The following is a 24179-nucleotide window of genomic DNA, read 5'->3' on the forward strand; positions in this document are numbered from 1 at the left end:
GGCGAACCCTAGAAACCCGAAGCTTCGGTTTCAAGGCAAGAATTTGTCTGGTCCAGCGGCATTTCTGGGATTGCAATTCCCGAAACAGATGTCGCGTTCCGGCATTCATTTGGATGCTTGCGCTGAAAACTACTCTTTTCATTCGATTTCTTCATCGGTAGAGCACAGCTAAGAAAAAGTCGCAGGGCACAGCATGACACTCTATCGGGCCAACCCGAAGCACGGCGTCGCCTGGATCACGGGCGGCAGCAGCGGCATCGGCCGTTCACTGGCCAAGGATCTTGCGGCTCAAGGCTATGCCGTCGCGGTGACGGCACTCGACGACGATCCGATCGACTCGCTTATCGTCGAAACGGCGCAGATGCCTGGCCATGTCTCGGGCTATCCTTGCGACGTCACCGACGAGAAGCGCATGGCAAAGACGGTCGCGGCGATCGAGAAGGATCTCGGCCCGATCGTCTTGGCTGTCTTCAATGCCGGCAACTATATTGCGACCGCCGGCGAGGACCTTACCGTCCGCGGGTTTCGCCAGTCCTTCGATGTCAATTATTTCGGCGTCATCAACGGCTTGGTGCCGGTCGTTGAACGCATGCGCATCCGAGCGCGTGGCCATATCGTCCTGGTCGGTTCGGTGACCGCCTATTTCGGCTGGCCGACCACGGCCGCCTATGGCGGCACCAAGGCGGCGATCAACATACTGGCGGAATCGCTGAAATACGATTTCGACAAGATGAACGTCCGCATCCAGGTGATGAACCCGGGCTTCGTCGACACGCCGCTGACCGAGAAGAATTTACTTCCGATGCCTGGGCTGATGCCCGTCAATCGTGCCTCGCGCCGCATGGCGCGCGGCATCAAATCCGGCGGCTTCGAAGTCACCTTCCCGCGCCGCTTGAGTTGGGGCCTGAAGCTGCTCAGAATCCTGCCGAGACCGTTCTGCCGGTGGGTCATCAGCACCGTGACCCGCTGGAAGGCACGTCCGCTGAATTTCGACCGCAAGCCGCCGAGCGAATAGAGCCGTTCGTCAAACGTTGGCGATGCCGTCGCCGGCGGAGGGCCCGTTGCGTGTTTGCAGTTGCGGCCATAGGTTGAGGACTGTTGCGTGGAGTTTGCGATGGGGCGACGGATCGTGCTTGCGGTACTGGGTCTCGCCCTCATTCTTATCCTGGCCTTCGTGCTTGGCCCGCGCGTTCAAGCCGATACGACGATCCGTTTCGATCCTTCCGTGATCGGCGATGACCCGCAAGCCTATCTGGCCCGCAGGGAGGCTGCCGTACCCGGCATCCACGACGGGCTGGAGAAGGAAATCATCTGGGCCAATCCGATGATCCATGCCAGGACGCCGCTCGCGATCGTCTATATCCACGGCTTTTCGGCGTCGAAGGGTGAGGTTCGTCCGCTGCCCGACGAAGTGGCCGACCAACTCGACGCCAATCTCTTCTACACCCGCCTCACCGGCCACGGACAGGACGGTGCCGCGATGGCGCAAGGCAGCGTCAACGCCTGGATCAACGATTATGAAGAAGCGCTCGCCATCGGCCGGGCGATCGGCGACAAGGTGATCGTCATCGCCACCTCTACCGGCGGCTCACTGGCGACATGGGCCGCGACGCAGCCGGGCGGGTCGAACGGGGTGGCGGCAATCGCGTTCATCTCGCCGAATTTCGGCGTCAAGGCTTCCGGCGCCGAACTCCTGACCATGCCTTGGGGCCGAGGGATCGCCGAGTTGGTCTCTGGCAAGGAGCGCAGCTTCGTGCCGCGCAATGCGCTGCACGAGAAATTCTGGACCTACCGCTATCCGATCGCGGCGACGCTGCCGATGGTAGCACTAACCGAGCTTGCCTATGGCGCCCCGGTGGAGAAGGCGAGCATCCCTGCCCTGTTCATCTTTTCGGATTCGGACAAGATCGTGCGGCCGGACCGCACCCGCGAAATCGCCGGACGCTGGGGCGCCGCGCACGAACTGGTGCCGGTCGACGATACCGGCGATCGGGACAACCACGTCATTGCCGGCGACGCGCTGTCGCCAGCGACCACCGCTTTCCTCGCGCAGCGGATCGTGGTGTGGGTCAGGGCGCTCACGGAATAGCAGGCGCGTGCCATGAAATGAAAAGGGCGACCGAAGCACCGCTTCGATCGCCCTGCCCTATGTCAGCCTCGGGCCAAGCTTAACAGGCTCGGCCGGACGCAGCTGTCTGATTACGCAGCCCGTGCCGCGGGCCGCTTACCGCCGAAGCGGCGCTTGTTGTTGCCCTTGAAGGGCTTTGCGCCTTCCGGCTTGCGCTCGCCGGCAAAGGCCGGCTTGTCGCCAAAACGCTTTTTGCCGTTGTTCTGGCCGCCGGGCCGCCTGCCGTCGCGACGGCCATTGCGGTCGTTGCGATCATTGGCTGGCTCGAAGCGTTCGTTCTTTTCGGCGGGATTGCGCTGCGGATCGGGGCTTCCGAGATGATCGGCGACGATCGGCAGCTTGGTGCGGATGATACGCTCGACCTGGCGCAGCTTGCTGTTTTCCGAGGGATCGCAAAGCGTGATGGCGATGCCGTCCATGCCGTTACGGCCGGTACGGCCGATCCGGTGGACATAGCTCTCCGCCTCGTCCGGCAGGTCGAAATTCACCACATGGCTGATGCCGGGCACGTCGATGCCGCGCGCAGCAATATCGGTCGCCACAAGAATACGCACCGAACCCTCGCGGAAATCGTTCAGCGCCTTCTGGCGGGCGTTCTGCGACTTGTTGCCGTGGATGACGGCGGCCTTGAAGCCGTCGCGCTCGAGGTCCTTGGTCACCCGGTCGGCGCCATGCTTGGTGCGCGAAAAGATGATGACGGACTTCATCGCCTCGTCGGCGAGCATCGTCGACAGCACCTGGCGCTTCTGCTTGGTGCGGGCAAACACGACGCCCTGCACGATCTCGGCCGCCGCGGTGCTGTGGGGCGCCACTTCGACGCGAATCGGATTCTTCAACAGGCCTTTCGCCAGTTCAGCGATTTCGGCCGGCATGGTCGCCGAGAACAGCACCGTCTGACGGTCCGGCGCGGTCGCCCTGGCGATACGCTTGACGTCGTTGATGAAGCCCATGTCGAGCATGCGGTCGCCTTCGTCCAGCACCAGCCATTTGGTGTCGGCAAGCACGAGATCGCCCTCACGCACCAGATCGGTCAGCCGGCCGGGCGTGGCGATAAGGATGTCGACGCCGGGAGCGATCTTTTTTACCTGGCTAAAGCGCGAGACGCCGCCAAGCACCAGTGCTGTCGAGACATGCGCGCCCTTGGCGAGCAGCTTGATCATCTCTTCGATCTGCACGGCGAGTTCTCGCGTCGGCGCCAGGATCAGCGCACGAGCGGTCTTCGGCCGGCGCTTGGTGCCAAGCGCGATGATCTTCGACAGGATCGGCAGCGCGAACGCCGCGGTCTTGCCGGAACCGGTCTGGGCGATGCCGAAAATGTCACGGCCTTCGAGCTGCGGCGGGATCGCCTGGGCCTGGATCGGCTTCGGATCGGTGAAGCCGGCGGCATTGGTGGCCTTGAGCAGCGCGCCCGTAATTCCAAGTGCTGCGAAACCGGAGAGTTCCCCGGCGTCTGTACCGGGCAAAGTGTTTTCGTTGATCAAAATATTCTTCTTTCACGCGGCTCCTGGCCGCAAACATCGATGGCGGCAGGGCGCAACCTGCCGTCGAAAAAACTGTCATGAAACGACAAGGCGGCGGACGTTGTCGTCCGCACGGCTGCGCTGTCGTGCCCGCAGGCATCATGCCACGGGGCTTTTTCGCCGCCTTGCCGATATGTCGGAAAGAGGGAAAACAGACGCAACCGGTCTCATTCATCGAGAAGGCCGGATACTCCCGGCCCAAGCGCCTATGTCGCCGCATATGGCGCAGTTCGCTACGGAATGCAAGAGGCCTCATGTTGCAGCGCAGCGAAAAGCCGTGGCGAAGCGGCGCTTGCGCTCCCCTGCCGGCATGATTACCACAAGTCAGCTTTCCGTTTTGGGGATCGACCGATGAAGGACGTGCTGAAAGAACTCGAGCGCCGCCGCGACATGGCGCGCATGGGCGGCGGCCAGGCCCGCATCGACGCCCAGCACAAGAAAGGCAAGCTCACCGCACGCGAACGCATCGACGTCTTTCTCGACGAGGGCTCATTCGAGGAGTTCGACATGTATGTCGAACACCGCTCGACCGATTTCGGCATGGAGAAGACCAAGATCGCCGGCGACGGCGTCGTCACCGGCTGGGGCACCGTCAACGGCCGGCCGGTCTATGTCTTCGCCAAGGATTTTACCGTGTTCGGCGGCTCGCTTTCCGAAGCGCATGCCGAAAAAGTGGTCAAGGTGCAGGAGATGGCGTTGCGCAACCGCGCGCCGATCATCGGCCTCTACGACGCCGGCGGCGCCCGCATCCAGGAAGGCGTGGCAGCACTTGGCGGCTATGCCGAGATTTTCCAGCGCAATGTGCTCGCCTCCGGCGTCATCCCGCAGATTTCACTGATCATGGGTCCTTGCGCCGGCGGCGACGTCTATTCGCCGGCGATGACCGACTTCATCTTCATGGTGCGCGACACCTCCTACATGTTCGTCACCGGGCCGGACGTGGTGAAGACCGTCACCAACGAGACGGTGACGGCCGAGAGCCTCGGCGGCGCCTCCGTCCACACGACGAAGTCCTCGATCGCCGATGGCGCCTACGACAACGACGTCGAGGCGCTGCTGCAGATGCGCCGGCTGGTCGATCTGCTGCCTGCCTCCAACACGGCTGATATCCCTGAGATCGAATGCTACCAGTCGGTCACCGATCACGATCTGTCGCTCGATCGGCTGATCCCCGACAACGCCAACAAATCATACGATATCAAGGAGTTGATCCTTAAAGTTGCCGACGAGGGTGACTTCTTCGAGATCCAGCAGAATTTTGCGAAAAACATCGTCACCGGCTTCGGGCGCGTCGAAGGCCGCACGGTCGGCTTCGTCGCCAACCAGCCGATGGTGCTGGCCGGCGTGCTCGATTCCGATGCCAGCCGCAAGGCGGCGCGGTTCGTGCGCTTCTGCGATTGTTTCTCGATTCCGATCGTCACCTTCGTCGACGTTCCGGGCTTCCTGCCCGGCACCGCGCAGGAATATGGCGGGCTGATCAAGCATGGCGCCAAGCTTTTGTTCGCCTATGCCGAGGCGACCGTTCCGAAGATCACTGTCATCACCCGGAAGGCCTATGGCGGCGCTTATGACGTGATGGCGTCAAAGCATCTGCGCGGTGACATGAACTATGCCTGGCCGACGGCGCAGATCGCGGTGATGGGCGCCAGGGGCGCGGTCGAGATCATCTATCGGAAAGACATCGGCGACGCAGAGAAAATAGCAGCGCATACAAAGGCTTACGAGGATCGCTTCCTGTCACCCTTCGTCGCCGCCGAACGCGGCTATGTCGATGAGGTGATCATGCCCCACTCGACCCGGCGCCGCATCGCGCGCGCGCTCCGCATGCTGCGCAACAAGGATATGCAGAACCCCTGGAAGAAGCACGACAACATTCCGTTGTGACATTGTTGACAGCGAGAAAGCGGCAGCAGCGAAAGCTCACTCCGCTTCCGCCGCGCCAAACCCCGCCCCCATCGTGGCGCGGACAGCGCCCGCCCAGGGTGTCGCATGATTGTCTATGCGCATCTGGAAAATGAAGTAGGTCGGCGAGCAGAAGCCGATACCTTTCACTTTGCCAATGCCAGGCGTGTCGGGCGGCAGCGACTGGCACATATAATCCTCGCGGCAGAAACGATCGGCCGAGCAGGCCAGCCGGTTGCCGCGGTTGACCGCGCCGCCGAGGCACTGGTCGAAATTGTTGGTCGCCACGCAGGTGTCGAATTTTTTCCCGCCGACCAGCCCGCAGATCTCGCTCGGTATCGGCTTGCCCGGCTTGAAGGCGGCAAAGGCGCGGTCCTTGTCGTCGCAGCCGCGATAGGCGATGCCGGCCGGCACGCCGATCTTCGGCGGGCGGCAAGTGTAGGCGGTGCGCGAAATGTCAGGCGCGAAGGCCGCGAACTGGCCTGATATGCTATAGCGGTCGTTGAACGGCTGCGCCGGGTTACTGGCGATCGAGCCGGTCAGGCATGGATGGCCAGAGAACATCTTTCCGCTGTCCTTGGGTAACAGGCATTGCGCCAGTTTCGTCCGCACGCCTGAAGCGGTAGCCAGCGGCGCGCAAATGGTGCCACCGCCGCACTGCCAGGTCGCGCCGAAGCGGGCCGCGTCCTCCGGCATCAGACACGGCATCGCTATCCCGGCCGGCACGTAGGCGACCTCGCCGGCAACCTTCCAATTAGCCGGCGGCGCGAAGGAGAGCGGGCGGAAGCGGTTCGGCTCCTTGCCCTCGGCGGTCGCGCGCAGCCAGGCTTCGCGCCGCGGCATCTCGGCATGAAGATGCGGCGAGATGCCGACCTCGATGCGGTTCAGCGGTGACGTCGTCTTGTCATCGAGGCCGATGAAATGGAAACCGGCGGTCGAACCCGCCTGATGACAACCCTGGCAGGCGCCGTTATCCAGCCGCTCGACCAGCGCTTCCGGCGTGCGCACCAGCTTCAACGCTGAATAGTCGAGCCCGGAAAAATCCGCGGGCTGGAACAAGGGCGTAAACGGGTGATTGGCCTGCCTTGCGCTGCCGAAGGTCGACCACGAGATGACCTTCTTCGCCAGGAATTCATCGGGGATTTCATAGACGCCGAGGTCGACTGCCGAGAGATTGGCGCTGATATAGCCGGCGAGTTTCGCTTTCAGCACGGCGTCTTGGGCAAGCCGCGTCGTGTCGGGCGTGTTTTCCAGCGGCTTCTCGCTGATCGTCTCTCCATCGATACCGAAAATCCGCATGAGATAGGCAGCCTGCCCGCCGAATTCGGTCTCCTGGCCGGAGGGAAAGCGCACCATCTGGGCGTTGAGCTCAAGCTGCTTGAAGGCCAGCCCGGCTTTTTCCAGCGGCCCGCCGAAGAGCCAGCCGGCATCGACGGTCTCGTCGATCTGTGGCGTCCAGCGCCCGGCAACGCCAACGCAGCCGCCATCGGCGTCCGGCGCGGCGTTGTAGACGGCGTTGAAATTGAACGGCAGGCGAAGCCAGAACCTTGCCGTTTTTCTTGAAGCTGTAGGCAAGGCGATAGATGAAACGCACCTCGCCGCAGCGCCCGTCGCCTCGTATTTCGGTGAAATCACGCCGATCGAGCCGGTTGACGACGCCGACCAGCCGGAAGCGCGCAGCGTCGGTCTTCAGCCAGCGCATGTCCATGATGCGGCCAACATTGCCGTCGGTGACTTCGTAGAGCGGTCGCCCGCCAGCCTTCATCTCGGTCCGCAGCGCAGCGACATCGCCGGCAACCGTTTCGACGATCGCGCGATAGGCCTGTGCCTTGTCGTAGAGCGTCTTCAGGTCGCCCTTGCCATCGACACCGAAAATGCCGGCGAAGTCAAAACCCTTGGCGTCGAGGGCGGCGAGCACGGCCGGGTTATCGACGATGGTCACCGGACCTTCGGCGCGCGCGGTTTGCGCCATGAAAATGGCGACGAAGATTGCGACAAGCAGCGCGAACCGGCGGTTCATCAAGGGGCCGCCCCGTTACGGGTTTCGGCAAGTTCGCGCAGCACCGGCACCAGCGCCAGCGGCAGGTCTTCGGCGATCAGCCCAGGTCCAAAACGACGGCCGGCCTCGGCGTGAATCCAGACCGCCGCGCAGGCGGCTTCGAAACCCGGCATGCCTTGCGCCATGAGGCCGGCAATGATGCCCGACAGCACGTCGCCGGAACCGGCGGTGGCCAGCCATGGCGCGCCATTGCCGTTGATCGCCGCTCTGCCATCGGGTGCCGCGATCACCGTGTCCGCGCCCTTGTAGACGACGATGGCGCCGGCGCGCTTGGCGGCAGTGCGCGCCTTGGCCAGCTTGGACAGGTTCTTGTCTCCGGCGATGTCCGCAAACAGCCTGGCGAATTCGCCCTCATGCGGCGTCAGCACCAGCGCCGGCGCGTTCGGATGACGGGCAGCTTCGAACAAAATGTTCGGCGCCTCGCGAAACGCGGTGATGCCGTCGGCATCGAGCACCAGTCCATCGATGCGGCCGTCCTGCCGCTGTTCGGCGCCCAACACCGCAAGGCCAAAATCGCGGGCTTTTTCACCGACTCCAAATCCGGGTCCGAGGACGAAGGCCGACGGCCGGCGGCCGCCGATGAATTCCTGTACGTCCGCGATGCTGTCGGCCTTGCGCAGCATGATCGAGGTCAGGTGCGCGGCATTCACTTGCAGCCCATTCGCAGGCGACAGCACGGTCACCGCCCCCGCCCCGCTTCTGGCCGCAGCAAGCGCCGACAGCCGTGCAGCACCCGTCGCCGACGGCCCGCCGGAAAAGACGCCGACATGGCCGCGCCTGTATTTATGGGCGTCGACGACTGGGACCGGGAAATTCCCTATCCAAAGCGACTGAGTGTTCTCGAAGGTCCGCGGTTCAAGCTGCGCAATGATGCCGTCGCCTATGCCGATGTCGGCGAGCACTAGCTCGCCGCACATCTCGCGCCCCGGCAACAGCAGATGGCCGGGCTTTTTTCGCGCGAACGTCACCGTGATCCGGGCGCGGAATGCCTGGCCGAGACTTTGGCCGCTCTCACCCGACACGCCTGAGGGCAGATCGACCGCGATGACAGGCAGGTTCAGTTCTGTCGCAACCTCGACCGCCCTGGCGGCATCGCCGGCCAGCGGCTTGGACAGCCCTGCCCCATAAAGCGCGTCGACCACGATCGCGCCCGCTTTGGTGGCAAACGCCGACAGCGGCCTGGGTTCAACCGGGCATTCCGAAGCGGCGAGTGCCGCATCGCTGCCGGCCCTGGGCGAGCCGGACGTCCACATGGTTACGTCGACGCCGCTATCATGCAGCAAGCTGGCCACGACGTAGCCGTCGCCACCGTTGTTGCCGGGACCACAAAGCACGTGGACAGCTGCCGCCGGATAACGCCTGAGCACCACCGAGGCGACCGCCGCACCGGCGTTGCGCATAAGGTCTATGCCGGCCAGCGGGCCAGTGGCGATTGCCAGCCGATCAGCCTCGCCCATTTCGGCCGGAGATAGAAGTTCATTGCTCATGGGTTGCCGATCCGCATTGGCTCAAGCCCGATCCTTGTTCTGGTCAGAACCCCGATCCTTGTCCTGGGCAAACATTGTCCAGTTTTCGGTTCGAAGCAAACGGTGACGAGATGGCGCGACCTGCGAGCACATCGTTGGGGACAACGGCATCGTCCACGCACAATTGCCTGCGAAGTGCGCTATCTGCCTAATTATTGTGCGGACGGAAGGGCTGACACTGTGTAGGTTCCCAGTGCCCATGACGCATCCAACGCAGCGAATGACGCGAATTTACGTCCCAACGCGGCATGGCACCGAAATCGCGTGATACCGCTTCGAATCCCCTCAAATTGGCACAGTTCGTGCTTGAAGGAGGCGCAAGCGGGGCTCACAACCCGTCTTTTTTGGCAGTGGAGGCCACTTTTTACATGAAAAAGATCGAAGCGATCATCAAGCCGTTCAAGCTAGACGAAGTGAAGGAAGCGCTTCAGGAGGCCGGGCTGCAAGGCATCACCGTTACGGAGGCCAAGGGTTTTGGCCGCCAGAAGGGCCATACCGAACTCTATCGCGGCGCCGAATATGTTGTCGATTTTCTGCCCAAGGTGAAAATCGAGGTCGTGCTCGGCGACGACGCAGTCGAAGGCGCGATCGAAGCCATTCGCAAGGCGGCCCAGACTGGCCGCATCGGCGACGGCAAGATCTTCGTTTCCAACATCGAGGAAGTCGTGCGCATCCGCACCGGCGAAACAGGGATGGACGCGGTCTGAGGTTTCTGATTTCAGATCATCTCCTCGAAACGTCATCACACAGGGATACATGACATGACGACAGCCAAAGACATCATGAAGCAGATCAAGGACAACGACGTGAAATTCGTCGACCTGCGCTTCACCGATCCGAAGGGCAAGCTGCAGCACGTGACGATGGACGTCGTCGAGGTCGAGGAAGACATGTTTGCCGACGGCGTCATGTTCGACGGATCCTCCATCGCCGGCTGGAAGGCAATCAACGAGTCCGACATGGTGCTGATGCCCGATACCGAGACGGTGCATATGGACCCGTTCTTCGCACAGTCGACCATGGTCATCCTGTGCGACATTCTCGATCCGATTTCCGGAGAATCCTACAACCGCGACCCGCGCGGCACCGCCAAGAAGGCCGAAGCCTACATGAAGGCGGAGGGCATCGGCGATCAGATCTTCGTCGGTCCGGAAGCCGAATTCTTCGTGTTCGACGACGTCAAGTACAAGGCCGACCCGTACAACACCGGCTTCAAGCTCGACTCCACCGAATTGCCGTCCAACGACGACACCGACTACGAGACCGGCAATCTCGGCCACCGTCCGCGGACCAAGGGCGGCTATTTCCCGGTGCCGCCGATCGACTCGGCGCAGGACATGCGCTCGGAAATGCTGACCGTGCTCGCCGAAATGGGCGTGCGTGTCGAAAAGCATCACCACGAAGTGGCCGCTGCCCAGCACGAGCTCGGCATCAAGTTCGACACGCTGGTCCGCAACGCCGACAAGATGCTGATCTACAAGTATGTCGTGCACCAGGTCGCCAATGCCTATGGCAAGACGGCCACCTTCATGCCGAAGCCGGTCTTCGGCGACAACGGCTCGGGCATGCATGTCCACCAGTCGATCTGGAAGGGCGGCAAGCCGACCTTCGCCGGCAATGAATATGCCGGCCTGTCGGAGAGCTGCCTGTTCTACATCGGCGGCATCATCAAGCACGCCAAGGCCATCAACGCCTTCACCAACCCGCTGACCAACTCCTACAAGCGTCTGGTGCCCGGCTATGAAGCGCCGGTTCTGCTCGCCTATTCAGCGCGCAACCGCTCTGCCTCCTGCCGCATTCCGTTCGGCTCGTCGCCGAAGGCCAAGCGCGTCGAGGTCCGCTTCCCCGATCCGGGCGCGAACCCCTACCTCGCCTTTGCCGCCATGTTGATGGCGGGTCTCGACGGTATCAAGAACAAGATCCATCCCGGCCAGCCGATGGACAAGGACCTCTACGACCTGCCGCCGAAGGAACTGAAGAAGATCCCGACCGTCTGCGGCTCACTGCGCGAGGCTCTCCAGAACCTCGACAAGGACCGCGGCTTCCTGAAAGCCGGCGGGGTGTTCGACGATGACCAGATCGACAGCTACATCGAGCTCAAGATGGCCGAAGTGATGCGCTTCGAAATGACCCCGCATCCGGTCGAATACGACATGTATTATTCGGTCTGATCAGATCGGCCAACGGACAAACAAAACCCCGCCGGAGTGATCCGGCGGGGTTTTTTGTTTGGGATGGAGAATACTCAATCAGGCAGTTGGTATTGTCGTCCTTCGGCAAAACGCCAACCCAACGGAGCGAGGCACGGCGCAGACACCAAGGCCTACGCCGCGACGAATGCTCAAGCGGCGGCCGAAACCTGGGCGCTGACCGGGACCGAGGCGATCGTCTTCAGGATCTGGGAAGCGATCTGGTAGGGGTCGCCCTGCGAGTTCGGGCGGCGATCCTCAAGATAACCTTTGTAGCCATTGTTGACGAAGGAATGAGGCACGCGGATCGAGGCGCCACGGTCGGCGATGCCATAGCTGAACCTGTTCCATGGCGCGGTCTCATGCTTGCCAGTCAAACGTTTGTCGTTGTCCGGTCCGTAGACGGCGATGTGATCCATCAGGTTCTTGTCGAAGGCGGCCATCAGCGCCTCGAAATAGTCCTTGCCGCCGACCTCGCGCAAATGGGCGGTCGAGAAGTTGGCGTGCATGCCGGAACCGTTCCAGTCGGTGTCGCCGAGGGGTTTGCAGTGGTATTCGATGTCGATGCCGTATTTCTCGGTGAGGCGCTGCATCAGGTAGCGGGCCATCCACATCTGGTCGGCGGCCTTCTTGGAGCCCTTGCCGAAAATCTGGAATTCCCACTGGCCCTTGGCCACTTCGGCGTTGATGCCTTCATGGTTGATGCCGGCGGCAAGGCACTGGTCGAGATGCTCCTCGACGATCTGCCTGGCGATGCTGCCGACGTTGCTGTAGCCGACGCCGGTGTAGTACGGGCCCTGCGGCGCAGGGTAACCGCTCTCGGGGAAGCCGAGCGGGCGGCCGTCCTTGTAGAAGAAATACTCCTGCTCGAAGCCGAACCAGGCGCCCTCGTCATCCAGGATGGTGGCGCGCTTGTTGGAAACATGCGGCGTCGCGCCGTCCGGCATCATCACTTCGCACATGACGAGCACGCCACTGGTGCGGGCCGGATCCGGATAGACGGCGACCGGCTTCAGGACGCAGTCGGAGCTGTGGCCCTCGGCCTGCATCGTCGAAGAACCATCGAAGCCCCACAGCGGAAGCTGCTCAAGCGTCGGAAATTCAGCGAATTCCTTGATCTGCGTCTTTCCACGGAGATTGGGGACCGGGGTGTATCCATCGAGCCAAATATACTCGAGTTTGTACTTCGTCATTCTAGCCTCTCGTTTGCTTTGATCACCGAACCCTGGACGGCGCCAGCGTGCCGGCCACCCAGCAGCAGCCGACCTACCGGATTATTAAAAAGCAATTCGTGTGCCATTCCTGCCGGCAAAGGATGCGGCAAAAGTGACGCTGCATCCCGACAAATTCGTTGTGCCATCAACGCAATGCGTCCGGATCAATCACAAGCACATTTCGCACAAATAGTAGGCAGTTACTGATCTTTTTGTAATCATATTGCCTAACTCGTTTGCAGAACCTATCTTCAGGAAAGATTGAATCGGCAAGGCTCTGCAGAAGAAAGGAAACCGACAATGGAAATCCCTTCCACCCGTCAGTCGGCCAAAATCCTGATGTTCCCGGTGGCAGCGCGTGCTTCTGCCTCAAATTTAAGCGGAAAGGCTAAGTTCGCGGCAGAGCTTGCCTCCTTGCGCAGTAATCGTACGGATTTCGGAAGCGGCTGGTATCACGAGGCGGCCATCGAGGAAGCGAAACAAGACCGGGAGAGCTAAGCCTTTCCTTCCACATTCTGACGAATTGCAAAGCCCGGCGCGATCGCTCGCGCCGGGCTTTTCATTTCGCTATCAGACCAGGATCAGGTCTTGGCGTGCAAGTCCGTTCCCAGCGTATCCCTGACGAAGATGATGCCGATGATCAGCGACATCGCCGAGATCACGATCGGGTACCAGAGACCGTAGTAGATATCGCCCTTCGCCGCGCTCAAGGCAAAGACCGTCGCCGGGAGCAGGCCGCCGAACCAGCCATTGCCGATGTGGTAGGGCAGCGACATGCCGGTATAACGGATGCGGGTCGGGAACATCTCGACCAGGATCGCCGCGATCGGCCCGTAGACCATGGTCACATAAAGGACCAGGATGAACAGGATGCCGACGATCTTTGTCCAGTTCACCTGAGCAGGGTCGGCAAACATCGAGAACGGGCCGGATGCCGGAACGCTGTAGACTGTTACCTCCGTGGCGCCGGCGGCTTCGTCGGTCGTCAGCACCTTGTCCTTGACCGCCTGGTCGACTGGAACCGTCGTCTTCTCGCCGGCACGGATAGCCGCTGCGTCGAGCTTCAGTTCGGGATTGGCCGCGACGAAAGCGTCGAGCTTCTGGTCGGCCACCTTGGAAGCGGCACGCTTCAGCGGATAACCGCTGTCCTGAAGAGCCATGTTGACCGCCTTGGTAAAGGCAGCATCCTTGGCTTTCGCCTGATCGCCGGCAGCGACGGCGTCATAGGAGTCGACCGTCTCATTGCCGATCTTCACCGTCGCCGCGGTTCCAGGCGCGGCGGTCGTGACGATGTCATAAGGCACCGAACTCTTGGCGAGGAACGACGTGGCGATGTCGCAGGACGTGGTGAACTTTGCCGTGCCGACCGGGTTGAACTGGAACTTACAGTCGCCGGGCGCCACGGTTACCGTCGCACGCGTGTTCTGTTGCGCTGCCGCCAGCGTCGGATTGGCGGCCCAGGTGAGTGCCTTGAACAGCGGGAAATAGGTGACGATCGCCAGAGCGAGACCCGCCATGATGATCGGTTTGCGGCCGATCTTGTCGGACAGCCAGCCGAACACGACGAAGAAGATAGAGCCGAGCGCCAAAGCAATGGCAATCAGGATGTTGACCGTCTGCAGGTCGACCTTGAGAACGTTCTGCAGGAAGAACAGCGCGTAGAACTGGCCTGAATACCAGACCACGGCCTGACCGGCTGTTAGGCCGAGAAGTGCCAAAATGGCGATCTTGGCGTTCTTCCACTGCCCGAAAGCTTCCGAAAGCGGCGCTTTTGATCCCTTGCCCTCCTCCTTCATGCGCTGGAAGGTCGGCGATTCATTCAGTGACAGGCGAATCCAGACCGATACGCCGAGCAGGACGATCGAGACGAGGAACGGAATGCGCCAGCCCCAGGCGGCAAAGGTCTCCTTGCTCATCGCTCCCTGGACGCCAAGGATGATGATCAGCGACAGGAACAGTCCGAGCGTCGCCGTCGTCTGAATCCATGAGGTGTAGAAACCGCGGCGATCGTCGGGTGCGTGTTCGGCGACGTAGGTCGCCGCCCCGCCATATTCGCCGCCGAGCGCCAGGCCTTGCAGCATACGCAAGGCAATCAGGATGACCGGCGCCGCAAGGCCCCAGCTCGCGGAGCCTGGAAGCAGGCCGACCAGGAATGTCGAGCTACCCATGATCAGGATGGTGACAAGAAAGGTGTATTTGCGACCGACGAGATCGCCGATGCGGCCAAACACCAGCGCGCCGAACGGGCGCACAAGGAAACCTGCTGCGAAAGCCAGCAGAGCGAAGATATTGCGCGTCGCTTCCGGATACTGGCTGAAGAAGGTGGCGCCAATGAAGGCAGCCAGTGAGCCATAGAGGTAGAAATCGTACCATTCGAAAACGGTCCCGAGTGAAGAAGCGAAGATGACTTTCTTCTCTTCCCGCGTCATGCCGCGGCTTGCTTTGCCTGCGGTTATTGCCATTGTCATGAATTCGTCCTCCGTCATGTCTCGCTGTCTTTGATGCTGCGCGGTGTCGTCCTATGGACATGAACTCGGGCAGCTATCGCCGCAAGAAATGACAGAAAGCGCGGCCCAGCGGCAGGGCGCCTTTGGGATTATGACTTTGGTTTAATGCATCGGCCCGAAGATCGGAATCGATCTTCGGAAAGCACGATGCATAGATTCAAAGTGTTAGAGCGTACTTGTGCGTCCAACTGGACGCACGTCGCTCTAATGTGCAAAGCGGAATGAATGACGGCGGGCGGTTGCCGTCAGGCTTTGAGCGCCTCGAGAAGGCCGACGGCGGCCATCATGTCGCGCTTGCGGTGGGCACGGCGCACCACAGCTTCCGCGTCATGGCCCCAGTGCTCGGCCTGCCAGTCCTCATCGACATGGCCGGCAGTCCAGGCGGCGTCGCCGTCAAGTTCACCGAAATCGACGGCCAGCGCCAGCAGCGCCGACCCCGTCAGCGACGTCATGACATGAATGGACGCCAGCCGCAGCGGGTTGGCACGCTGGGCAAGATGGATGCCCAGCACCGCGATGCTCTCGCGCGGCTGCTCGACATGGATCACCCCTTCGGCGAGGTGAAACCGGGCGCCGAGCTCGTTTCGTGCCCAGTCGATGATGGGATCCCAATGTTCGTTCTGCCGGTCGACCAGCCCTTGTGGGGTGTCGGCGCGATAGCAGAGCAGATCGGACGAGGCGAAGCGCAGGATGTCCTCCAGCACCGCTTGCGGGTCGCTGGCGACACCATCGATGGCGGTGTTGACCAGGCGCAGGACCGGCATCGTCACTGGGTCGATGGTCTCACCTTGCGCGGCGAACTCGTCGGCGACCAGAGCGGCAGCTTTTTCAGTGGGCAGGACCAGCAGCGCCTTGCCCGGCGTCCGAACCGGCTTGCCATCGAGATGAACGGCAAAACCATCGTCAGTCGATGCGACCGAGACGGCCTTGTAGAAGCGTTTCGGCAGGTGCGTCTTCATCTGGATCTGCGCACGGCGTACCGGATCCGGATCGGAAAGCTGCTTTCCCGCTTCGAGGTCGCTGAGGATATCGCGCATGCCGGAGCCTTTCATCCGGGGATCTGTTTTCGGGCCGGCCGATTCACAATGATCAAGCCGGCTGCGATGAGGCCGAGTGCCAGGAAAATACGGATGGTAAGCGCCTCGCCCAGGAATATAGCGCCGCATAGCACGCCGAACACCGGCGACAGGAAGGTGAAGCTCGACAGGCCCGATGCCGGATAGCGCCGCAGCAGCCAGAACCACAGCACATAGGTGAAGGCGACGATGTAGACAGCCTGAAAAAGCAGAGCCAAGGTCGGCAACGCGGCGAAGTCGCGGACGGGCGGCCCGGCGAAAGGCAGCACCAAGGCGCCGACCACGGCAGCGCCGGCCAGTTGATAGAGCAGCAATTTCTCGGCGCTCGTTTCCGCCAACTTCGTCCGCTTGATGACGATGTAGGTCAAGGCCCAGAGAATACCGGCACCGAGGCTGAGCAGATCACCGGTCAGTGTCGCGCCGTTATCGGCGCTCAGCTGGTCGGAGAACACCGTGACCAATCCGGCGAATGCGAGCAGAAGGCCGACGAGCCGGCGCGTGGTGATGCGTTCGCCCAGCAGGAAATGCCCGCCGACCAGCACCCAGAACGGCATGGTGTTGACCAGCAAGGTGTTGCGCGCGACGGTCGTCTGTTCGAGCCCGACATAGAGAAACAGGAACTCGAAACCAAAAAGCGCGCCTGCCAGAACGCCGGCGACAAGCGTTCCGTCTGGGGTGAACAGCGCGATGCCGCGCATGCGGCACCAGACGAGAACGCACAGCCCGCCAATGACCGACCGCGCGATCGACAGGAAAACAGGATCGTAGCCGGTATAGGAGACCTTGGCGGCGACGTAGTTGAGCCCCCAGGAAAAGGTCAGTCCGACCATGATGGCGGCCGCCGCCATGTCGACCGTGTCGCGACGGTCGAGCGTATCGGTGGCGATACCCACAGGCCCTAGTCCTCCGCGCTCTGCTCGTCGAAGCCGAGCAGGTTCCAGCTTTGGCGCATATGCGGCGGCATCGGCGCGGTGACGTCGATAAAACCCTTGTCGGGATGAGGAATGACGATGCGGCGCGCGTGCAAATGCAAGCGGTTCTGCATGCCGCCGGGAAAATCCCAATTGGTGTCGGCCTCAAAGTATTTGGGGTCGCCGATGATCGGGCAGCCAATGTGTGCGGCATGGACGCGAAGCTGGTGGGTGCGGCCGGTATAGGGCTCCATCTCCAGCCAGGACAGGGTTTGCGCCGCCTGCTCGACGACCCGGTAGTAGGACACCGCGTGGTCGGCACCCTTTTCGCCATGCTTGGCAACGCGCACGCGGTCGCCATCTGGCGTCGGCTCCTTGATCAGCCAGGTCGAGATCTTGTCCTCGCGCTTGGGCGGCACGCCCTTGACCAGCGCCCAGTAGGTCTTCTTGGTCTCACGCGCCCGGAACGCCTCGGCAAGCTTCATGGCGGCAAGCCTTGTGCGGGCGACGACCAGCACGCCTGACGTGTCGCGGTCGAGCCGGTGCACCAGGCGTGGTTTCTCGCCCTTCTGGCTGCGCCAGGCTTCCAGCATGTCGTCGACATTGCGGGTGACGCCCGAGCCCCCCTGGACGGCGAGGCCGGCCGGCTTGTTGAAGACAAACACTTTCGGATCTTCATGGATCAGCATCTTGGCCAGAACGTCGGCGTCGCCCTGGTTGCGGATCGAGTGACCGGTGAGTGGGCTCTCGCCTTTCTTGTCCACTTCGAGCGGCGGGATGCGGACCATCTGCCCCGGCTCGACGCGGGTATCGGCCTTCACCCTGCCGCCGTCGACACGGATCTGTCCGGAGCGCAGCAGCTTCTGCAGATGACCGAAGCCAAGACCCGGAAAATGGGTCTTGAACCAGCGATCGAGCCGCATGCCCGCCTCGCCGGCCTCCACCGTGATCTGCTCAACGCCTGCCATTGTCTCGTTTTACCCATTTCCAGCGCATGACCTGAACGAAATCGACCTCGGAAAGGGTCATGCGCAAAATCAAATTGCTACAGCGTCCTTTGCGCATCCTAAGCGATGCGCGGCGCTGTAAGCGGGGCAATAGCATTAAGGCAGGCTTCTTGCGAGCCAAAGACCCAGAAACATGGCGATGATCGCGCCAATGAGGCTGGCCATGGCGCCACATCGTGAATTTTCCTCGGCGGCTTCACCAATTTCTCCGCCTTCCGCTCAATTTCGCGACACTATGGGACCGTGGCACGACGCCGCCGGCGTTCGGATACGGAGACTTCCCCGACGAAACTTTGTCAAGCGTGCGGACATCCGCAAATGATCGGGGCGCGGCCATTCCAGCCGCGCCCCTTCAAGGATCTCGCATGATCTGTCTGAAGGAGCCACGCACTCCAGCGTGGCAAGCGATCAGAAGAAGCCAAGCTTCTTCGGGCTGTAGCTGACCAGCATGTTCTTGGTCTGCTGATAGTGATCGAGCATCATCTTGTGGGTCTCGCGGCCGATGCCGGACTGCTTGTACCCACCAAACGCCGCATGCGCCGGATAGGCATGGTAGCAATTGGTCCACACGCGGCCTGCCTGGATGGCGCGACCGAAGCGGTAGCAGCGGTTCGCATCGCGGCTCCAGATGCCGGCCCCCAGCCCATAGAGCGTGTCATTGGCGATCGATAGCGCCTCATCATCATCCTTGAAGGTGGTGACCGAGACCACCGGCCCGAAGATCTCCTCCTGGAAGATGCGCATCTTGTTGTGGCCCTTGAACACAGTCGGCTGGACATAGTAGCCGCCTGCCAGGTCGCCGGGCAGATGGTTCTGTGAACCACCGGCCAGGACCTCGGCACCTTCCTGTCGACCGATGTCGAAATAGGACAGGATCTTCGCCAGCTGTTCAGACGACGCCTGCGCTCCGATCATGGTCGCGGGATCGAGCGGGTCGCCCTGGACAATCGCCTCGACGCGCTTCAGCGCGCGCTCCATAAACTGGTCGTAGATCTTCTCATGCACCAGCGCACGGCTCGGGCAGGTGCAGACCTCGCCCTGGTTAAGCGCGAACATAACGAAGCCTTCTATCGCCTTGTCGAAGAAGTCATCGTCCTCGGCGGTCACGTCCTTGAAAAAGATGTTGGGCGACTTGCCGCCGAGTTCCAGCGTGACCGGGATCAGGTTCTGGCTGGCATACTGCATGATCAGCCGGCCGGTCGAGGTCTCGCCGGTAAAGGCGATCTTGGCGATACGGTTCGACGAGGCGAGCGGCTTGCCGGCCTCGAGGCCAAAGCCATTGACGATGTTGAGAACGCCTTCCGGCAGAAGGTCGCCGATCAGGTCGACCCATAACATAATCGCGGCAGGCGTTTGTTCGGCAGGTTTCAATACCACGCAGTTGCCGGCGGCGAGTGCGGGCGCCAGCTTCCAGCAGGCCATCAGCAGCGGGAAGTTCCAGGGTATGATCTGGCCGACCACGCCGAGCGGCTCGTGGAAATGATAGGCTACGGTATCTTCATCGATCTGCGAAAGGCTGCCTTCCTGGCCGCGCAATGCACCGGCGAAATAGCGGAAATGGTCGATGGCGAGCGGCAGGTCGGCCGCCGTCGTTTCACGAATCGGCTTGCCGTTGTCCCAGGTCTCGGCCAGCGCGAGGAGGTCGAGGTTTTCCTCCATACGGTCGGCGATGCGGTTGAGGATCAGCGCGCGGGCGGCGGCATCCGTCTTGCCCCAGGCATCTTTTGCCTTGTGCGCGGCGTCGAGCGCAGCCTCGATGTCGGCGGCGTCGGAGCGAGCAATCTCGCACAGCGGACGACCGTTCACCGGCGAGATGTTGTCGAAATATCTTCCGGAGTTCGGGGCGACCCAGTTGCCGCCGATGTAGTTGTCGTAACGCTTGGCGAAGGGAACCTTGGCCGTGCGGGAAAATTCCACCTTGTTCATTGTCTTCCTCCCAGGAAACGGCGCCACGGGATGTGTCGCATCAGGAGGAAGAGTTGCCGATGGCCCGGGGTTTGTCAGCCCTGGCCAACCAGTCGCGGGCGCTGACTGTCGCAGTTCTGCGACAGGTTCGCGCCTGAAAACTCAGTGCGGTCGCCGAATGCCAAACCGGGCAAGCTTGCGATGGAGCGTGGCGCGCGAAATGCCGAGATTGTGTGCGGCCGCCGAGACGTTGCCACCGGCGCGCGTGATCGCCCGCTGGATCACGCCGCGCTCTGCCTCGCCCAGTTCTTCGGCGGCGTTGGAGTCGCCGAGGATGTCGGCGGCCGGCAGTCCTTTCGTCAGGGTCTGTTGAGTGATGCCGAGAGCCAGTCGCGCGGAACGCGTCGCACCGACCACGAGATCGTCGGCATCGACGGCTATCAGCGCGCTGGCACTGCATTCGGTCACCGGCGCCAGCAGAACGCGGGCATTCGAAAAGGCCCGACGAAAATTATCCGCCTCGATGCGCCGGGCAGCATCGCCCACTGCCACCGAGATCAGGTTGACGAAGTGTTCGGTCAGATCCGACCTGCATGACGACACATCGAGCGCAGCCGCCAGTTTACCTTCGTGATCGTAGACCGGCGCAGTCGTGCAACTGAGCAGCGTGTTGCGCGAGAAGAAGTGCTGGTCGCGGTGAATGGTAAGGGGGCGCTGATCGGCAAGGCAGGTACCGATCCCGTTGGTGCCTTCGCTGTCCTCACTCCACACCGTGCCTGTCCACAGGCCCCATTCGTCAAACGTGTCGTCATCGGCCGCAGCACCTCGGCGTTCGACCGGAATGCCGTCGCGATCGGCAAGCATCACGCAGCAACCGATGCCGCCGACTGCCAAATAGAGGCGATCGAGGCTCGCATCCGCGGCACGAAGCAGTGGCTCCATTCGTTGCCGCGCCTGCCTGAGTTCACCTTCAGTCAGACGTCTCGGCGCTTTTCGTTCGGCCGGATCGAGACCATGCAATGTAAGCGAGCGCCGCCAGGAAGCGACCAGCGCCGAACGGGCGGCATCGCTGGTGGCGATGGTCGCCTGTACAATATCTGCATGATGGGCGGGCTGTCCGCTCACTCATCCTCCCGAAGCACGACGCTGCCGCTTCAACCTCCCGGCAGCATTGCTCGCATTGCGTTCTACGGGATCACTGGCCGATGCTGCTATAGGACGATGGTTGAAGAGGGCCCCGAAGACCTTTCGTGCCGAAACTCAAGAGCTCGGCAAGCCTACTTTCCCCGCTCGCCGCGCAGCTTCGCCCAATAGTCGAGCCGTTTCCTGATATCGCGTTCGAAGCCACGCTCGGGCGGATCGTAGAACGTGTGGCGGCCCATCTTTTCCGGGAAATAATCCTGGCCGGAAAAAGCGTCCGGCTCGTCGTGGTCATAACGATAGCCCGCGCCGTAGTCTTCTTCCTTCATCAGCTTGGTCGGTGCGTTGAGGATGTGTTTGGGCGGCAGCAGCGAGCCGAACTCCTTCGCTGCCTGCGTGGCGGCCTTGAAGGCGGTGTAGACGGCATTGGATTTGGGCGCGCTGGCGAGATAGACGGTGGCCTCGGCGAAGGCGAGTTCGCCTTCTGGCGAACCCAGATAGTCGTAGGCATCCTTGGCGGCATTGGCGATGACCAGTGCCTGCGGGTCGGCAAGCCCGATGTCCTCCATGGCCATGCGCACCAGCCGGCGGCCGAGATAGAGCGGATCCTCGCCGGCGTCGAACATGCGGGCGAGATAATAGAGGGCCGCGTCGGGGTCGGAACCGCGCACCGATTTGTGCAGCGCCGAGATCAGATTGTAGTGGCCGTCCTGGCCCTTGTCGTAGATCGGCGCGCGACGTTGGACGATGCGCTGCAGTCCTTCGGCGCCGAACACCTCGCCTGACTTGGCGGCGCGCCAGACCTCTTCGGCCAGCGTCAGCGCCGCGCGGCCGTCGCCATCGCTCATGCGGACGAGCATCGCCCTCGCATCGTCGTCGAGCGGCAGCACCCTGCCCTCGGTCTCCTCAGCCCGCGCCAGCAACTGCGCGATGCTGTCTTCACCGAGCGAATGGAAAACCAGCACGCGGGCGCGGGATAAAAGCGCGGCATTCAGCTCGAAAGAGGGGTTCTCAGTGGTCGCGCCAACCAGCACGACTGTGCCGTCTTCCATCACAGGCAGAAAACTGTCCTGCTGGGCGCGGTTGAAACGATGGATCTCATCGACGAAGAGCAGCGTCTGACGGCCGTTGGAGCGGCGCAGCTTCGCCGCCTCGAACACTTTCTTCAGGTCGGCGACGCCGGAAAACACCGCCGATATCTGTTCGAAGGCAAGGCTGGTTTCGCCGGCAAGCAGCCGTGCGACCGTGGTCTTGCCCGTTCCGGGCGGGCCCCAGAAGATCATCGAACCGAGCGAGCCGGAGCCGATCAGCCGCGTCAATGCGCCGTCGGGTCCGGTCAGATGCTCCTGGCCAACGACCTCGCCGAGGTTCTTCGGGCGCAGTCGATCCGCCAGCGGCCTCCCGGGCGGCGCCTTTTCCGGTTCATCGACACTGAACAGATCGTCCATGCACTTCTTTTTCGTTGGAGCGCGATCTCGTCCGAAGATCGAGCCTCGGGCTCAATACCGCAACACCTGGCGCAGTATCTGCCCGCCGCGCTCGACGGTAAAGCGCCACCAGCGCGTTTCCTGCTTGGCGGCCTCTTCCAGGGTCGCGGCGGTGTCGATGGTCAAACCATTGACCTCGCGAACGATATCGCCCGGCTGGAAGCCGAAACCGGCTGCGGGCGAACCGCGATTGATGTCGACCACGGTAACACCTTTGATGTCCGCGCGGATGCCGAGCCGCTGGGCGAGCCGAGGCGACAGGTCCGCAACCTTGGCACCGGAAAACGGGCTGCGACCGCGCAGTGTCACTTCCGCGAGTTTTGTACCTTCCGGCGCGCGCTCCAGCGCGATGTCCAACGTCGATTGCTCGCCCTTGCTCAGGACGGCGAAGCTGGCATTGGTGCCGATCGACAGCGTCGCCATCCGGTAATCCAGCGCCTCGATACTTTCGACCGGCGTGCCGTTGAGCGACAGCACGACGTCGCCGGCCTTGAGTCCCGCCTTGGCCGCCGGCCCTGCTTCTTCGACGGACGAGACCAGCGCGCCGGTCGAGGTTTCCATGCCGAGCGATTCGGCGATCTGCGGCGTCACGCGCTCGAATTCGGCGCCGATATAGGGCCGCTCGAAGAAATCGCGCCCGGCCTTGGCCGCATCGGCAAATGCGCGAACCATGTTGGAGGGAATGGCAAAGCCGATGCCGATCGAGCCGCCGCTGCGGCTGTAGATCGCGGTGTTGATGCCGACCAGTTGGCCGCCCATGTTGATCAGCGCACCGCCGGAATTGCCTGGATTGATCGCGGCGTCGGTCTGGATGAAGAAACTCGAATCGGAAACGCCGATGTGGCTTCGGGCGAGCGCCGAAACGATGCCGCTGGTGGTGGTCTGGCCGACACCGAAGGGGTTGCCGATGGCCAACAACAGGTCGCCAACCTCGAGCGCGTCGGAATCGCCGATGGCGATGACCGGAAATGGCTTGTCGGCGGAGATCTTGAGCACAGCGAGGTCAAGCGTCTCGTCCTTGAGCAGCACCTTGCTGTCGAATTCACGCCCGTCCGCGGTCGCGACCTTGACCTGATCGGCGTCCTTGATGAGGTGGAAATTGGTGACCACTATGCCTGTCGGATCGACCAGCACACCGGAGCCGAGCGAGGACTGCGCGCGCGGCTGCGAACGGCCAAAGAACTCTTCGAAGAACGGATCGCCGTCGAAGGGCGACCTCAACTTGGCCGTCTGCGAGGCATAGACATTGACCACGGCCGGCGCCGTCTGTTTGACCAGCGGCGCGAAGGACAGTTGCACCTCCTCGCGGCCGAACGGCACGCGCTTGTCTGGGCCGGAGGTGGCATCTTCGCCTTCGGCGCCGCGCAGCATGTCGGTCAGCACATCGGACAGACCGGGATCGGTCTTGGTGTCCTGAGCCAGTGCCTGCCTGGCCGCAGGCACGACTGCGAACGCCAGCATGGCGTAGAATAGAACAAGGGACAGCCGTTTGACGCGCATTCCGAATCCTCCAGGTCGGGCGCCATTGTCCCGACGATTGTGCAAAATGAAAGGCTAGAGCGTTTCAGGTTTTGACGGAAGCATATCCTGCGTTGTTGAAATAGTTGG

At 62.2% G+C, this 24179-nt stretch carries 18 protein-coding genes; 6 read left to right on the plus strand and 12 right to left on the minus strand.

Annotated elements, in window-relative coordinates:
• Positions 1–193 precede the first annotated feature (193 nt).
• Complete coding sequence (locus E5X88_RS27595; protein WP_292166943.1) at positions 194–1015, plus strand: SDR family oxidoreductase; 822 nt, start codon at positions 194–196, stop codon at positions 1013–1015.
• A 99-nt stretch (positions 1016–1114) separates the two neighbouring features.
• Positions 1115–2089 (plus strand): alpha/beta fold hydrolase, encoded by a 975-nt coding sequence (locus E5X88_RS27600; RefSeq protein ID WP_292166946.1) that lies wholly within the window; start codon positions 1115–1117, stop codon positions 2087–2089.
• 110 nt (positions 2090–2199) lie between these two features.
• Here the strand turns inward: E5X88_RS27600 and E5X88_RS27605 are convergent, their stop codons facing one another.
• Complete coding sequence (locus tag E5X88_RS27605) at positions 2200–3609, minus strand: DEAD/DEAH box helicase (RefSeq protein ID WP_292166949.1); 1410 nt, start codon at positions 3607–3609, stop codon at positions 2200–2202.
• A gap of 390 nt (positions 3610–3999) precedes the next feature.
• Between E5X88_RS27605 and E5X88_RS27610 the strand changes: the two genes are divergently transcribed.
• Positions 4000–5532, plus strand: coding sequence for an acyl-CoA carboxylase subunit beta (locus E5X88_RS27610; protein WP_292166952.1), 1533 nt, complete (start codon positions 4000–4002; stop codon positions 5530–5532).
• Positions 5533–5568: 36 nt separating this feature from the next.
• Here E5X88_RS27610 and E5X88_RS27615 read toward each other — a convergent pair whose 3' ends face one another.
• The gene (locus E5X88_RS27615; protein WP_292166953.1) at positions 5569–7125 is read right to left on the minus strand and encodes a hypothetical protein; all 1557 of its coding nucleotides are present in this window, start codon (positions 7123–7125) and stop codon (positions 5569–5571) included.
• Between the two features lie 444 nt (positions 7126–7569).
• A complete protein-coding gene (locus tag E5X88_RS27620; protein WP_292166954.1) occupies positions 7570–9096 on the minus strand; it encodes an NAD(P)H-hydrate dehydratase in 1527 nt (508 codons plus the stop codon).
• Positions 9097–9503: 407 nt separating this feature from the next.
• Between E5X88_RS27620 and E5X88_RS27625 the strand changes: the two genes are divergently transcribed.
• Positions 9504–9842, plus strand: a complete 339-nt coding sequence (locus E5X88_RS27625) for a P-II family nitrogen regulator (protein WP_006205430.1) — start codon at positions 9504–9506, stop codon at positions 9840–9842.
• A gap of 54 nt (positions 9843–9896) precedes the next feature.
• Positions 9897–11306: a type I glutamate--ammonia ligase gene (gene glnA, locus E5X88_RS27630; RefSeq protein ID WP_292166956.1), complete on the plus strand. Its 1410-nt coding sequence runs from the start codon at positions 9897–9899 to the stop codon at positions 11304–11306.
• Between the two features lie 170 nt (positions 11307–11476).
• Here the strand turns inward: glnA and E5X88_RS27635 are convergent, their stop codons facing one another.
• A complete protein-coding gene (locus E5X88_RS27635) occupies positions 11477–12517 on the minus strand; it encodes a glutamine synthetase beta-grasp domain-containing protein (protein WP_292166957.1) in 1041 nt (346 codons plus the stop codon).
• A gap of 321 nt (positions 12518–12838) precedes the next feature.
• Between E5X88_RS27635 and E5X88_RS27640 the strand changes: the two genes are divergently transcribed.
• Complete coding sequence (locus E5X88_RS27640) at positions 12839–13036, plus strand: DUF2735 domain-containing protein (protein ID WP_292166960.1); 198 nt, start codon at positions 12839–12841, stop codon at positions 13034–13036.
• An 83-nt stretch (positions 13037–13119) separates the two neighbouring features.
• Here the strand turns inward: E5X88_RS27640 and E5X88_RS27645 are convergent, their stop codons facing one another.
• From E5X88_RS27645 to E5X88_RS27680, 8 genes are all read right to left on the minus strand, one after another.
• Positions 13120–15006, minus strand: coding sequence for an MFS transporter (locus tag E5X88_RS27645; RefSeq protein ID WP_292166962.1), 1887 nt, complete (start codon positions 15004–15006; stop codon positions 13120–13122).
• Positions 15007–15290: 284 nt separating this feature from the next.
• On the minus strand, positions 15291–16082 hold the full coding sequence (locus E5X88_RS27650; RefSeq protein WP_292166965.1) for an ATP12 family chaperone protein: 792 nt from the start codon (positions 16080–16082) through the stop codon (positions 15291–15293).
• Positions 16083–16093: 11 nt separating this feature from the next.
• Complete coding sequence (locus E5X88_RS27655; RefSeq protein ID WP_292166984.1) at positions 16094–16969, minus strand: DMT family transporter; 876 nt, start codon at positions 16967–16969, stop codon at positions 16094–16096.
• 50 nt (positions 16970–17019) lie between these two features.
• Complete coding sequence (locus E5X88_RS27660) at positions 17020–18000, minus strand: RluA family pseudouridine synthase (protein WP_292166967.1); 981 nt, start codon at positions 17998–18000, stop codon at positions 17020–17022.
• Positions 18001–18447: 447 nt separating this feature from the next.
• Positions 18448–19965 (minus strand): aldehyde dehydrogenase, encoded by a 1518-nt coding sequence (gene adh, locus E5X88_RS27665; protein ID WP_292166970.1) that lies wholly within the window; start codon positions 19963–19965, stop codon positions 18448–18450.
• Positions 19966–20106: 141 nt separating this feature from the next.
• Complete coding sequence (locus E5X88_RS27670; protein WP_292166973.1) at positions 20107–21069, minus strand: GAF domain-containing protein; 963 nt, start codon at positions 21067–21069, stop codon at positions 20107–20109.
• Positions 21070–21221: 152 nt separating this feature from the next.
• Positions 21222–22532: a replication-associated recombination protein A gene (locus E5X88_RS27675; protein ID WP_292166976.1), complete on the minus strand. Its 1311-nt coding sequence runs from the start codon at positions 22530–22532 to the stop codon at positions 21222–21224.
• A gap of 51 nt (positions 22533–22583) precedes the next feature.
• Positions 22584–24071 (minus strand): DegQ family serine endoprotease, encoded by a 1488-nt coding sequence (locus E5X88_RS27680; RefSeq protein ID WP_292166979.1) that lies wholly within the window; start codon positions 24069–24071, stop codon positions 22584–22586.
• Positions 24072–24179: the final 108 nt, after the last annotated feature.

This window comes from Mesorhizobium sp. (assembly GCF_004962245.1).
Lineage (GTDB): Bacteria > Pseudomonadota > Alphaproteobacteria > Rhizobiales > Rhizobiaceae > Mesorhizobium.